The sequence below is a fragment of the Kitasatospora sp. NBC_00315 genome (assembly GCF_041435095.1).
Classification (GTDB): Bacteria; Actinomycetota; Actinomycetes; order Streptomycetales; family Streptomycetaceae; genus Kitasatospora.
The window spans coordinates 4,179,543-4,192,926 of the sequence record NZ_CP108025.1 but is presented as its reverse complement, the minus strand read 5'-3'; the positions used below and the strand labels follow the sequence as shown (position 1 = coordinate 4,192,926).

The window sequence follows — 13,384 nt, the reverse complement described above, 5'->3', positions numbered from 1 at the left end:
CGCGCACCCGCCCGGCCCGACCTCCAGGCACCGCCGATGGGGACGCTCAGCCCGCCCGTCCCGCACGCCGCGCTGGCCGCCGTCCTGCGGGGCCACCGGGTGGGCCGCCTGCTGACCGCCGTGCCCGTCACCGAGGGACTGCTCAACCGGGGCTACCGGGTCACCACCGAGGCCGGCCCCTACTTCCTCAAGTGCTACGTCGACGCGGCCACCGCGAGCCGCCCGACGATCACCGCCCAGCACCGGGCCACCGCCGGCCTGCGGGCGCGGGGCCTGCCCGTCCCCCCACCGCTGGCGGCCGCCGACGGCCGCACCGTGACCGCCCTCGGCGGCCGGCTGTTCGCGCTGTTCCCCTGGACCGAGGGCGGTCACCGGCACGGCACGGAGCTGGACCTGTCGCAGTGCGACGCCCTGGGCGCGCTGCTCGGCCGGCTGCACGGCGCACTCGACGAGGTCTGCGCTCCCGTCCCGCAACCCGCCGGATACCGCAGCGCCGACCCCCGGGACAGCACCCTGCTGGCCGCCCGGCTGCGCCGCCGGGCCCGCGAGCACCAGCCCTACGGGTCGTTCGACGCGCTGGCCGAGCAGCGGCTGGGCGAACGGCTGGAACTGCTGACCGCCCTCGCCCACCGGCGGCCCGCCCCGGACGCGGCCCCGCCCACCGGCTGGACCCACGGGGACTTCCACGGCCTCAACCTGCTGTACGGGGGCGGCGAGATCCGCGCCGTCCTCGACTGGGACAAGCTCGGGCCGCAGCCGCGCGCCGAGGAGGCCGTCCGCGGCGCCACCCTGCTCTTCAACGACCGGCTGACCGGCGTGCTCGACCTGGTCCGGGTCCGCCACTACTCGCAGGCCTACCGGGCCGTCGGCGCGGCCGGGTCGGACGAGCTCGCGGCGGCCGTGCACCGGGTCTGGTGGGAGCGGCTGAACGACTTCTGGATCCTGCAGTGGCACTACCAGCGCGGCGACCACCGGGCCGACCCGCTGTTCGCCGCCACGGCGGGCCAGTTGGCGTGGTGGTGCCAGGAGTACGAACAGATCCTGGACGCCTTCACCAACTGACCCACCGGGTCAGGGCGAGGCGCTCTCGGCCGGCTGCGAGGGTGACGGGTTGGCGGTGGACGGCTTGGCGCTCGCGCTCGCGCTGCCCGTGCTGGTCGGCGAGGCCGAGGCGGTCGGCGACTTCGAGGCACTCGCGCTCGCCGACGGCGACGCCGACGGGGTGAAGTGCTTGCTCGGGGACGTCGTGGGCACGAAGGTCTGGGCGTCGCTCTGCTGCTGGGTCGGCTTGGCGGAGGTCGGGGAGGGCAGCGAGGACGACTCCTGATCCGTCGGCGAGGGCTGGGAACTGACGCTCGCCGGCGGCGTGGTGATCGGATCCCGGCTCTTCTGGTCGAAGGCGCCGCTCACCGCGAGCCCGATGCCGACACCGGCCGCGAGCAGCACCGCCAGCACACCGGCCACCCACCCCCACGGCCCGCGCCCGCGGCCCTGATCGCCGTCGTCGCCGCCGCCGTGGCCGCCGCCGTGCGGCCCGCCGACCACCGGGTAGGGGGTCGGGGGCGTGTGCGCGGGCGCCGAGTTCTGGTACGGGAGCAGTGCCGTCGGATCGCTCGGGCGGGACGCGCCGAACGCCTCGGTGACGGCGGTGCCGCCCTGCGAGCCGTAGCCGCCGGTGGCGCCGCCCGCGCCCTGGCCCGGGTACCCGCCGCCCAGGCCCTGCCCGGCGGCGGCCAGGCCCGCGGCGGCGGCCGCGGCCGCCCCGCCCGGGTAGCCGGCCCCCTCGCCGCCGTGCAGCATGCGCAGCGCGTGCTGGAGGTGGGCGCGGAACTCGTCCGCGTCCTGGAAGCGGTCGTCGGGGTTCTTCGCCAGCGAGCGGAGCACCAGGGCGTCCAGCCCGGCCGGCACCCGCGGGTTGGCCTGCGACGGCGGTACGGGCGCGTCCTGGACGTGCTGGTAGACCACCGACAGCGGCGTGTCACCGGTGAACGGCGGGCGCAGCGTCAGCAGTTCGTACAGCATGCAGCCGGCCGCGTACAGGTCGGAGCGGTGGTCGACCGGCTTGCCGAGCGCCTGCTCGGGCGAGAGGTACTGCGGGGTGCCCATGACCATGCCGGTCTGGGTCATCGTGCTGGCGGCCCCGGTCAGCGCCCGGGCGATGCCGAAGTCCATCACCTTGACCGCGCCGCCGGTCGTGATGATCACGTTGGCGGGCTTGATGTCCCGGTGCACGATGCCGTGCCGGTGACTGTAGGCGAGCGCCTCCAGGACCCCGGCGATGATGATCAGCGCCTGGTCGACCGGCGGCGCCTCCTCGTCCACCAGCAGCTCGCGGACGGTGCGGCCCTCGACCAGCTCCATCACGATGTACGGCGTGGACTCCTCGCCGTGGTGCTCCTCGCCGGTGTCGTACACCGCGACGATCGAGTGGTGGTTGAGGCCGGCCACCGACTGCGCCTCGCGGCCGAAGCGCAGCCGCGCGATGTCGTCCTGGGCCAGTTCGGGGCGCAGCAGCTTGACGGCGACCGTCCGCCCGAGCCGGACGTCCTGGGCGGCGAGCACCTCCGCCATGCCGCCCCGGCCGAGCCGGTGGGTCAGGCGGTAGCGGCCGTCGCCCACGGTGCCGAGCGGGGCCGCGCTGCCGCGACCCGGGGTCTGCGGACCGGGCACGGCGGCGGACGCCGGGAGGGCCGCGGTCGGAGCGGTGGCCTCGCCCGCGCGCTCGGACCCGCCGGGGGCGGGCCGCTCGGCGTTCTCCCGGCCGACGGTCCGGTCACCCTCGCCGTCGCCCGGCTGCTGCGTCTTTGCCATCGCTCCTCGCCCCGGGCCTTCGCTCGGATCGCGGTCGCCCTGTCGCTACGTAATCCCTAGAACGCTACCGCCTCGGACCGCCCGCCGTGGCACGGCCGACCGGGCGGGACGAGCTCACCGAGGGCCGACGCCGGTGGCGGCGAGGTCCTTCGGGTGCGGAGTCACCGACTGCGGGGCGAGCGCGAGGCTGTGCACGGTCCGACCGGCCGGGGCGGCCGTGGAGTCGGCCTTGGTCGCCACGATCCCGATGATGATGAGCACCAGGACGATCACACCGACGATGATGCCGACCACCACCAGCGCGGTGGCGCAGCCGTTGTTGCTGTTCGCCGGCCGCGGCGCGAACACCGGCTGCTGGACGGGCTGGGGCATCGGCATCGGCACGGGGGTGTGCGCCTGCTGCGGGAAGGGCGCCGGCGTCTGCTGGAACCCGTGCGGCGGCGGCGTCCCGTACGGCTGCGACTGCGCGAAGGGCTGTGACTGCGCGAAGGGCTGCGGCGTGTGCGGGGCCTGCGGCGCCGGCGTCCGGTACGGCGGCGGGGGCGTCTGCGGGCCGTACTGCGGGGCGGTGTGCTGCGGCTGGTACGGCTGCTGCACCTGCGGCGCGGGCGTGCGCAGGTCGCCCGGCACCTGCGGCATGTTGGTGAGCGAGGTCGAGGCGTGCGCGGACCGGGGGCCCTCGCCGATCACCAGCGGGGTGCCGGCCCGGAGCGGGCTGCCGGTGCCGGCGCCGCCGAGCACCCGCTCGACCTCCTCGCGCATGGCCTCGGCGGTCGGGAACCGGTGCGCCGGGTCCTTGCGCAGCGCGCGGGCCACCAGCGCGTCCACCGCCGGGGGGAGCGCCCGGTTCAGCGAGGAGGGCACCGGCGGCTCCTCCTGGACGTGCTTGTAGGCGATCGAGAAGGGGGAGTCGCCGTCGAACGGCAACCGGCCGGTGAGCAGCTCGAACAGCATGCAGCCGACCGAGTAGAGGTCGGAGCGGGCGTCCACGCTCTTGCCGAGCGCCTGCTCGGGGGAGAGGTACTGCGGGGTGCCGACGACCATGCCGGTCTGGGTCATCGAGGTGACACCGGACTGCAGCGCGCGGGCGATGCCGAAGTCCATCACCTTGACGACGCCCTTGCGGTCGAACATCACGTTGCCGGGCTTGATGTCGCGGTGCACCAGGCCCGCGTCGTGCGAGGCCTCCAGCGCGGACAGCACACCGGCGGTGATCTTCAGCGCCCGCTCGGTGGGCATGGCGCCGTGCTGGGCGATGGCCTCGTTGAGCGCGTCGCGCAGCGGCTGGCCCTCGACCAGCTGCATCACGATGTACGGCGTGGTGGCGCCGTCGGCGGCGACGTCCTCGCCGGAGTCGTAGACCGTGACGATGTTGGTGTGTTCGAGCCGGGCGACGGCCTGCGCCTCGCGGCGGAACCGCTCCCGGAAGGACTGCTCACGGCCCAGTTCGGTGTGCAGCGTCTTCACCGCGACCTGGCGGTCCAGCACGTTGTCGTACGCGAGGTGGACGGAGGCCATGCCGCCCTCACCGAGCAGGTGCTGCAGCTGGTACCTGCCGTTGCCCAGGGAGTGGCCCCCGGCCGTACTGCCGTCCTCGCTCATGGTCCTCTGCTCCCCCTCGGCCCGGTGCCACCGCGGCCGTGACTTCGTTGTCGTCCCGTGCGGACCGGGCGCCGTCACCGGCCTGCCCGACCCCCGCCGCGGCCTCGGGGGGCCTGCGACAGGGGTCAGGGTACCGGCTGGGGGCGTCAGCGCTCTGTGCAGGGCCGACACTGTGACCCGGCTGCGACACCCCGGTGCGGACGGCCGGGGCGATGTGGCTAGAGGTAGGGACCGGAACGCATTCCCCGGCCCTCGCCGAACTCCTCCGGCTCGGGCTCGGCGCCGTGCAGTCCGGGCGGCAGCGCCCGGCGCATCTGCTCCAACTGGGCCCTGGCGGCCATCTGCTGGGCGAACAGCGCGGTCTGGATGCCGTGGAAGAGGCCCTCCAGCCAGCCCACCAGCTGGGCCTGCGCGATCCGCAGCTCGGCCTCGGTGGGGATGGTGTCCTCGGTGAACGGCAGCGACAGCCGCTCCAGCTCGGCGACCAGCTCGGGCGCCAGGCCGAGCTCCAGCTCCTTGATCGAACTGGCGTGGATGTCCTTCAGCCGCACCCGGCTGGCCTCGTCCAGAGGCGCCGCCCTGACCTCCTCCAGCAGCTGCTTGATCATGCTGCCGATCCGCATGACCTTCGCCGGCTGTTCGACCATCTCCGTCACCGGGAGTTCGCGCGGCTCGAACCCCTCGTCATCGCCGAACCGGGCGAATCCCTGGCCCACGGGCAGCCCGTCCGGCCCGACGATCAGCACCTTCGGGCCGTCCTGCGACTGGCCGCCGGACGCCTGGTACGACTCCTGCTGCGAGCGCTCGTTCATCGGCTTCGTCATGAATCCCATTCTCTCTCACCGGGCTTCGGGGGGCGGAAGGCCCCGGCACGTGCCGGACGCGGTTCGATGCGGTTCGTCGCGGTCGGCTGCGGTTCGCCGCGCTCCCGGGACGCTGCGGCCGGGCTCCGGACGGCGTCCGGGCGCGCCCCCGCGCGTTCGCCGGCGGTGCGGCCGTCCCCGTGGTGGCCCCCATCGGGACGATGATCTGCTGGGCCGTCAGACGCGGTCAAGTGTGACGGCGCGCGGGGGGGCGTATCCGGCGCGGCCGCCGGGCCGCGCCGGGATCATCCCCGGCGCATCCGCAGGCCCACCAGGGCCAGGCCGCTGCCGATCAGGGCCAGCCCCGCCCCGAGCGGCAGCTGGAGCGTGGACGGATCGCTCCAGCGCGGGGCGGCGGCGACCGGGCCGGCCACGGTGACGCCCTCCTCGGCCGGCACGGCGTCCGCGTCCGGGGCCTGCGCGGCGGGGGACTGCGCGTCCGGGGCCGCCGGAGCCGGGCTCTGCCGGATCCGGCCCCGACCGGCGTCCGGGGCCTGTTGCTGCCCCTGTTCCTGCCCCTGGCCACGGCCCGCCGCTGGGGCCTGCACGGGGGCCGGGAGACGACCGTCCCCCCAGTCCTGGCCCGAGGCGGGACGGCGCCGGTGGAGCGGGGAGGCCGAGGGCGCCGGGTCCGCGCCGGGCTCGGGGGACGCGGACGGCGGGCCCTCGCCCGTCCACCCGGGAGCGGCGCCCGCCCACTCGGCGGCGTCGGACGGCGCTGCGGACGGCACCGCGGACGGGGCGCCGGACGGGGCTGCGGACGGGACCGCCGGTCCGGCCGCCGGTCCGGCCGAGGGCGCGGCCGACGGGGACCCGGACGGCTCCGGCGCCGCGGAACTCCCCGCCCCGGCGGACGGCTCCGGGCTCGGCCCGGCGGTCGGCGTCACCGAGCGGGTCGAGCTGGGCCGGGGCGTGGCGGGCGGCGAAGGCGCGGGCGGGGCCGACGGCGCGTCCGCGGCCGGGGAGGCCGCGGGCCCCCCGGCGGACGGCGTGTCGGCTGCGTCCGGGATCGGCGCGTCCGTCGCGACGGGGGCGAGAGCGGAGGGGGCGAGAGCGGCGGCGGTCGCCGGGAACAGCCCCGGCAGCTCGGCCGGCGCCCCGACGAGGGCGGCCACGGCCTGGGCCTGCTCCAGTGCCTGCTGGACCGCCTGCGCGGCGGCCCCGGCGGCCCCGGCGGCCGCCTGGAGGGCGTCGTCCGCCGCGCCCACGCCCGGGGCCACCTCCGGCGCCGGGTCCGCGGCCGGCGGTGGGTCAGCGGCGCGCTGGACCACCGCCCCGCCGTCGCCGTGCACCGTGAGAGCGGCGACGGGGCCGGCCAGCAGCAGCGGCAGGGCCAGCCCGGCGGCCGTGACACCGGCCCAGCCGGCCACCGGCCGACGGCGGCCGGCCCCGGACGCGGCGGGCGCGCCGCCGGTGGCACCGGTGCGGACACGGCGCGGGGCGGTGGGAAGGAGCTCGGAGATCACGTACGGAAGTGCGGCCACGGACGGAGGTCCTTCCGACGGCCGACCGCGCTTCGGCGCGGCCGGCGGCGGGACAGCTCCGAACCAGCCTCACACAGTCGGACAATCGGGGCATTTCGAACAGCCGTACCGCACCGGCCGGAGCCCGTACCGCACCGGCCGGAGCCCGTACCGCACCGCCCGGAGCCCGTGCCCGGCCGCCCCCGTCACACCCGCAGGACCACCTTGCCCACCTGCTCCCCCTCCTCCAGCACCCGGTGCGCCCGGGCCGCCTCGGCCAGCGGCAGCACCCGGTCGACCACCGGTTTCACCACGCCCGACTCGATCAGCGGCCACACGTGCTCCCGCACGCCCGCCACGATCGCCGCCTTCTCCGCCAGCGGACGGCCCCGCAGCGAGGTCGCGACCACGGCGGCCCGCTTGGCGAGCAGCGTGCCGAGGTCGAGCTCGGCGCTCGCCCCGCCCTGGAGCCCGATGATCACCAGCCGCCCGTTCAGGGCCAGGGCGTCCACGTTCCGCTGCAGGTACTTGGCGCCCATGATGTCCAGCACCACGTCCGCACCGGCGCCGCCGGTGGCCTCCCGGACGGCCTGCACGAAGTCCTGCTCGCGGTAGTCGATGCCCACGTCCGCGCCGAGCTCGGCGCAGCGCTCCAGCTTCCGCGCGCTGCCGGCGGTCACCAGCACCCGGGCGCCGACCGCCTTGGCGAGCTGGATCGCCATGGTGCCGATGCCGCTCGCCCCACCGTGCAGCAGCACCGTCTCGGCGGGGCGCAGATGCGCCACCATGAACAGGTTCGACCAGACCGTCGAGGCCACCTCCGGCAGCGCGGCGGCCTCCTCCGGGCTCAGCCCCTCGGGCACCGGCAGCAGCTGCCCGACCGGCACCGCCACCCGTTGCGCGTAGCCGCCGCCGGCCAGCAGGGCGCACACCTCGTCGCCGATGCCCCAGCCGGCCACGCCCGGACCGAGCCCGGCGATCCGGCCGGAGCACTCCAGTCCCGGGTAGGGCGAGGCACCCGGCGGCGGGTCGTAGAAGCCCTGACGCTGCAGCAGGTCGGCCCGGTTGACGGCGGTCGCCGCGACCTCGACCAGCACCTCGCCCGGCCCGGGCACCGGATCGGGAACTTCGGCCCAGGTCAGCGCGTCGGGGCCGCCGGGCTTGGGAATCGTGATGGCTCGCATGCCCCGAAGCTACTGCGAGCGGCGACGGGACGCGTCGTTTCCGGCGGCGACCTGCCGGAGCGGGCCCGTCGTCCGCGGCCGCGCCCCGCCGCGCGGCGGGGCCGCCCCGGGTGGCCGTGCACCGCATGATTCCTCGTATGACCCACGAGAACCCCCCACCGCGCTCCGGTGCCAGGCCGTCGCGGCTGTGGCTCGCCGGCCGCGGAGCCAGGAACGTCGCGCGCGGCGGCTCGGAGGCCGACCGTCGGATCACGCTGCCCACCCGGACCGCGACGCCGCCGCTGCGGCAGGTGATGAAGCGTCTGCTGCTCGCGTTCGGCGTGCTGGCCCTCACCACGCTGATCGTCTGGGCCGACAGCGCAGGCTACAACGACAACGCCGACGGCTCCGTCGACCTGCTGGACGCCGCCTACTACGCCACCGTCACCCTCTCGACCACCGGGTACGGCGACATCACCCCGGTCAGCGACAGCGCCAGGCTCGTCAACATCCTGGTGATCACGCCGCTTCGCGTGGTCTTCCTGATCATCCTGGTCGGCACCACCCTGGAGGTGCTCACCGAACGCACCCGCCAGCAATGGCGCATCGGACGATGGAGGTCCACCGTGCGCGAGCACACCGTCGTGATCGGCTACGGCACCAAGGGCCGCAGCGCCGTGCACACCCTGCTCGGCCAGGGCGTGCCCAAGGACTCCATCGTCGTGGTGGACCCCCAGCAGAAGGTGGTCGACCAGGCCGCCCGGGACGGTCTGGTCGGCGTGGTCGGCGACGCCACCCGGACGGACACCCTGCTGCGGGCCGAACTGCCGCGCGCCGCCCAGGTCGTGATCGCCCCGCAGCGGGACGACACCGCCGTCCTGGTCACCCTGACCGCCCGCCAGCTCAACAAGGCCGCCACCGTGGTCGCGGCGGTGCGGGAGGACGAGAACGCGCCGCTGCTGCGACAGAGCGGCGCCGACGTGGTGGTCACCAGCTCCAGCTCGGCCGGGCGGCTGCTCGGCATGTCGATGCTCAGCCCCCGCGCGGGCGCCGTGATGGAGGACCTGCTCACCTACGGCACCGGGCTCGACGTGGTCGAGCGGCCGGTCACCCGGGCCGAGGCGGGCCGCAGTCCGCGCGAGTGCGCCGACCTGGTGGTCGCCGTACTGCGGGGGCGGCGGCTGTTGAACTACACCGACCCGGAGGCCGGCACCCTCCAGCTGACCGACCGGGTGATCACCATCCGGCAGGCGTCCCCCCTGGCCGACTGACCGGCCTCACGGCACGGGGAGCAGCTCGACCACGGCCCCGGCCCGGACACCGCCCGGCGCCACCACGGCGAGGGCATCGGCCAGCACCAGACCACGCAGCATCGCGGGACCGTCGAAGGCCAGCGGCAGCACGCCGTGCTCGGTCCGGCGGACGGGCACGAGGCGGGTGTCGTGCGGGTGGCCGGGCAGGTCGGTGGCGGCCGGCAGGGTCCGGGGAGCGCCGGCGGCCCGGCCGCCCAGCCGGTGCAGCAACGGCAGGGCGAGCGTGACGGCGCCGGCCACGGCGGCCAGCGGATTGCCGGGCAGACCCACCAGGTGCCGGCCGTCGGGCAGTTCGGCGAGCACCATCGGGTGCCCCGGCCGGACCGCCACGCCGTCCACCAGGAGGCGGGCGCCGGCCGCCGTCAGGGCCTGGTGCAGGAAGTCGACCGGCCCGGCCGCGGTGCCCCCCGTGGTGACCACCACGTCGGCGGGCGAGTGCCGCACGGCGTCCCGCAGCAGTCCGAAGTCGTCCCGCACCGGACGCCGGCCGAGCACCTCGGCGCCGGCCGCGCGCAGCCAGGGCAGCAGCAGCGGACCGAGCGCGTCGCGGACCCTGCCGGGCTGCGGCAGGCCCTGGTCGAGCAGTTCGTCGCCGAGCACCAGAAGTTCGACGGTGGGTCGCCGGTGGACCGCCAGCCGGTCGTGGCCGCTGGCGGCGGCCAGGCCGAGCACGGACGGCCCGACCGGGGTGCCGACGGCGAGCAGCTGGTCGCCCCGGTGGCACTCCTGGCCGCGCGGGCGGACGTCCTGTCCGGGGGTCAGCGCGCCGGGAGTGCGCTCATGCAACAGGACTCCGTCGCCGCGGCCGTGCTCGCGCCGCAGGACGGCGGTGGCACCGGGCGGCAGCTGGGCGCCGGTGGCGATCTCCACGGCGGCGCCGTCGGCGAGCGGCGCGGCCGGCTCCCCGGCGAGCAGCCGGCCCGTCGGGCGCCAGGGACCGGGGCCGGCGACGGCCCAGCCGTCCATCGCGGCGGTGTCGAAGGCGGGCAGGTCGGTGAGCGCGGTGAGCGGCTCGGCCAGGACGTGACCGTACGCCTCGGCGAGCTCCAGGTGCAGCGCAGCGGGCGCCGGGCTCCGGTGGCCGGCGCGGCGGGCCGCGTCGCGGGCCCGCGGCCAGGACAGCTCGCGGACGGCGCCGGAGCCGCCCGGGTTCGCGGACGCGGTCACGGGGGCGGCGACCGGGGCGCTCACCCGCGCCCCGGTTCCCGCTCCGCGCCCTGCTCAGCGCTTTCCTCCGGGCCCTGCTCCGCGCCTTCCTCCGGGCCCTGCTCGGACTCGGCGGCCGCCCAGCGCTCGGCGAGCGCCGCCGTGCGCAGCCGGGCCCGCGCCACGGCCTGCGCCCCGCCGCCCTGCTGGGCGGCCGCGTACCCGATCAGGAAGGCGGTCAGCGGGGCGGCCGGGCGCGCCACCCCGTGCGCGACCACCCTGGCCAGGTCGAGCAGCCCGGGTACGTCGACATCGAGGTCGATGCCCAGCTCGGCGCCGACCTCGGCGATCCAGTCGTCCAGCGTGCGATCCATGGCCCCATGCTGCCCGATCGAACGTCCACCCGGGACGTTGCGGCCGTGAGCAGCGCGCGTCGTTTCGCTCACAACCGGCCCGTGGCCGCCGTGAGCCGCCGGGCGACGGCCGTTCAGCCGTCGGCCGGTCCCGCCGAACCGCGGCCCGGTGAGGCGGCCCGGTCCCGCGAGGCGGCCCGATCCCGCTCCCGGGCGTCGGCCAGCTCCTCCCAGGTGTCGCAGTCGTACGCGACGTCCTCGTCGTCCGCCAGGCGCACCGTGCGAAGCCCGGCGGTGAGCCGGCGCAGCGGGAGCCCGGCCGGATCGCCGAGGGACGCGAGCGCGGCGCGCAGCGCGCCGGTCCGGTAGGCGGCGGCGAGCGGCTGGTCCCGGCCCGTGGCGTCCACCAGCAGGGCCGCCTCGGGTGCGCCCCGCTCGTCGCCCAGTGCGGCCACCAGGCGGTGGACCGTCCGCTCGTCGAGGAACGGCAGGTCGGCGGCGAGCAGCAGCACCACGTCCCGGGTCACCAGGGGCAGACCCGCGGCGACGGCCGCGACCGGGCCACCGCCGGGCGGCTCCTCCCTGGTCCAGCTCACCGTGCCCCGGCCGGTCGGCCGCCGCGGCCCGACCACCACGGTCGCGCCGGCCCCGGCGCAGGCGGCCAGGACCCGGTCGAGCAGGGTGTCGGCGCCGACCCGCAGGCCCGGCTTGTCCGCGCCGCCGAGGCGGCGGGCGGCGCCGCCCGCCGGCACGATCACGTCGTACGGTGTCATGCCTCAGTATCCGCCCGGGGCGCCGGCGCCCCGGTCAGCGGCCGCCGGGGTCCTCGTCCTCGACGATCTCGCCTTCGACGATCTCGTCCTCCTCCACCGCCTCGCGCGGCCGCAGTGCGACGTCGGCCACCTGCCGCCGGGCCACGTTCGCGGCCGCGCCGAGCTCCAGGAAGGCGGGCAGCGTCAGCTCGGCGTACCGCTCGTTCATGGCGGTGACCAGTGCCTCCGCGTCCGAGGGGTGTTCACGCAGCCGGGCGTCGAAGTCCCGCAGGTACTGCGCCGTGAACCCGAGCACCCCGGCCGCGTCGTCGCCCCGGTCGGGGGCCCGGTGACCGGCGATGACGTGCTCGGCGCCCAGGCCCGCGATCCGGTCGAGGTTGTGCGCCCACTGCGCGCGCTGCTCCGGCGTGGTGTCGGCGGTCCAGACGTGGGTGCCGTTGTACGCGAAGTCCCCGGCGACCACGGTGCCGACGCTGGGGACGTGCACCACGGTCGATCCGCCGCAGTCGGCCTGGCCGAGCAGCAGCACGGGGATCAGCTGCCGGTCGATCATCAGGGGCTGCGGGAGCAGCTGCGCGGGCACCAGCGGGTGGTCGGGGATGTCGTCCCCGTAGACCGGCTTCCACTGGGCCACCTTGGCGGCGGCCGTGCGCAGGATGCCCTCCACCACCGGCGGCGCGGCCAGCAGCTGCGCCTCGGGGAAGAGCCGCAGCACCTCCTCGGCGCCGAAGTAGTGGTCGGGGTGCTCGTGGGTGATGACGATCGCCAGCAGGCGGCGCCCCTTGCCGGCCACCCACTCGGCGAGCTCCCGTCCGGCGCTGCGGGTGAGCTGGGCGTCCACCAGGATCGCGGTCCGCTCGCCGAGGATCAGCGTGGAGGTCGCGAAGAAGGCCGACTCGGGCCCGGTGAAGACCGCGGTCTCCAGCGGACGGACGTCCGGTGCCCCGGCGCGGCGGGCCGTCGGGTCGTCCGGTCCGGCACTCTCCTCGGGCGGGGACGACGTCACTTCTGCTCCCTGGTGCGGTCCGCTGCCGGGCCGGGCCTGGACGCCCGCTCCGCCGTGTCTGGACCCCAGCATGGGAGCAGTCGCCGGGGTTTGCCGGGTAGGCGCGCCCGGACGGGGCGGAGCCCGGCGCCCGGGCGCCCCCGCGCGCCGAAGGGCCCCGGCCCGCCCGTCCGGGCCCCGGCCGGCCTCAGACGGTGAGCGCCTTGGCCTTGGTCACGGCCGCCTCCAGGGCCTGCGCCTTGGAGGTCCGGGCGTGCTCGATGAACTCGGCCAGCGCCGGGTTGACCGGCGCCAGCGTGAACTCCGGGACGATGAAGTCGACCTGGAGGCCGAGCATCCCGGTGAGCACCTTCTCCAGGTAGGTGGTGACGAACTCGAAGCTCTCACGCGGGCTGCCCGGACCGTAGGAGCCGCCGCGCGCCGAGACCACGGTGACCGGCGTACCGGCGGCCGAGGGGCTCTCCCCGCCGGTGCGACCGACGATGATCACCTGGTCGAGCCAGGCCTTGAGGCTGGACGGGATGGAGAAGTTGTACATCGGCGTGCCGATGACGACGGCGTCGGCCAGCTCCAGTTCGGCGGCCAGCTCCTCGCGCAGCGCGAGCGCCGCGATCTGCTCCGGCGTGCGCTGGTCCTCGGGGACGAAACCGCCGCCGATGCCGTCGGCGCCGAGGTGCGGCACGGGGTTCACGGCCACGTCGCGGTAGATCACGGTGCCCTCCGGGTGCTGCTCGAGCCAGGCGTCACGGAACGCGGCGGAGACCTCACGGGAGACGGATCCGTCCACGAAGGCGGACGAGTCGATGTGCAGCAGGGTGGGCATGGCGTGCCTCCAATAGGTAAGGTGCTGACCTTTTCGCAGGCAGCTTCAATTACCGTAGCAGCTTACTT

General features: G+C 76.2%; 10 protein-coding genes and 1 pseudogene. 2 read left to right on the top strand and 9 right to left on the bottom strand.

Annotated elements, in window-relative coordinates; translation table 11 throughout:
* The first annotated feature begins 36 nt into the window (after positions 1 to 36).
* Complete coding sequence (locus tag OG823_RS17060; RefSeq protein ID WP_371484514.1) at positions 37 to 1,062, top strand: phosphotransferase enzyme family protein; 1,026 nt, start codon at positions 37 to 39, stop codon at positions 1,060 to 1,062.
* 9 nt (positions 1,063 to 1,071) lie between these two features.
* On the opposite strand, the gene OG823_RS17055 is transcribed toward OG823_RS17060, so the two are convergent.
* The 5 genes from OG823_RS17055 to OG823_RS17035 form a co-directional block, all read right to left on the bottom strand.
* Positions 1,072 to 2,811 (bottom strand): protein kinase, encoded by a 1,740-nt coding sequence (locus OG823_RS17055; RefSeq protein WP_371480426.1) that lies wholly within the window; start codon positions 2,809 to 2,811, stop codon positions 1,072 to 1,074.
* Between the two features lie 114 nt (positions 2,812 to 2,925).
* Positions 2,926 to 4,413 (bottom strand): protein kinase, encoded by a 1,488-nt coding sequence (locus OG823_RS17050; RefSeq protein WP_371480424.1) that lies wholly within the window; start codon positions 4,411 to 4,413, stop codon positions 2,926 to 2,928.
* Positions 4,414 to 4,631: 218 nt separating this feature from the next.
* Entirely contained in the window at positions 4,632 to 5,237 is a 606-nt protein-coding gene (locus OG823_RS17045) for a bacterial proteasome activator family protein (RefSeq protein WP_371480423.1), read from the bottom strand.
* Positions 5,238 to 5,521: 284 nt separating this feature from the next.
* On the bottom strand, positions 5,522 to 6,760 hold the full coding sequence (locus OG823_RS17040) for a hypothetical protein (RefSeq protein ID WP_371480422.1): 1,239 nt from the start codon (positions 6,758 to 6,760) through the stop codon (positions 5,522 to 5,524).
* Positions 6,761 to 6,945: 185 nt separating this feature from the next.
* Complete coding sequence (locus tag OG823_RS17035; RefSeq protein WP_371480421.1) at positions 6,946 to 7,923, bottom strand: NAD(P)H-quinone oxidoreductase; 978 nt, start codon at positions 7,921 to 7,923, stop codon at positions 6,946 to 6,948.
* Between the two features lie 137 nt (positions 7,924 to 8,060).
* Here OG823_RS17035 and OG823_RS17030 point away from each other — a divergent pair, with 137 nt between their 5' ends.
* Positions 8,061 to 9,173 (top strand): TrkA family potassium uptake protein, encoded by a 1,113-nt coding sequence (locus OG823_RS17030; protein WP_371480420.1) that lies wholly within the window; start codon positions 8,061 to 8,063, stop codon positions 9,171 to 9,173.
* A 6-nt stretch (positions 9,174 to 9,179) separates the two neighbouring features.
* On the opposite strand, the gene OG823_RS17025 is transcribed toward OG823_RS17030, so the two are convergent.
* From OG823_RS17025 to OG823_RS17010, 4 genes and pseudogenes are all read right to left on the bottom strand, one after another.
* Complete coding sequence (locus OG823_RS17025; RefSeq protein ID WP_371484513.1) at positions 9,180 to 10,337, bottom strand: molybdopterin molybdotransferase MoeA; 1,158 nt, start codon at positions 10,335 to 10,337, stop codon at positions 9,180 to 9,182.
* Positions 10,338 to 10,453: 116 nt separating this feature from the next.
* A pseudogene (locus OG823_RS17020) lies at positions 10,454 to 11,487 on the bottom strand (NTP transferase domain-containing protein); the annotation flags it as partial.
* Positions 11,488 to 11,521: 34 nt separating this feature from the next.
* Positions 11,522 to 12,493, bottom strand: coding sequence for an MBL fold metallo-hydrolase (locus OG823_RS17015; RefSeq protein WP_371480419.1), 972 nt, complete (start codon positions 12,491 to 12,493; stop codon positions 11,522 to 11,524).
* A gap of 187 nt (positions 12,494 to 12,680) precedes the next feature.
* A complete protein-coding gene (locus OG823_RS17010; RefSeq protein ID WP_371480418.1) occupies positions 12,681 to 13,316 on the bottom strand; it encodes an FMN-dependent NADH-azoreductase in 636 nt (211 codons plus the stop codon).
* Positions 13,317 to 13,384 lie beyond the last annotated feature (68 nt).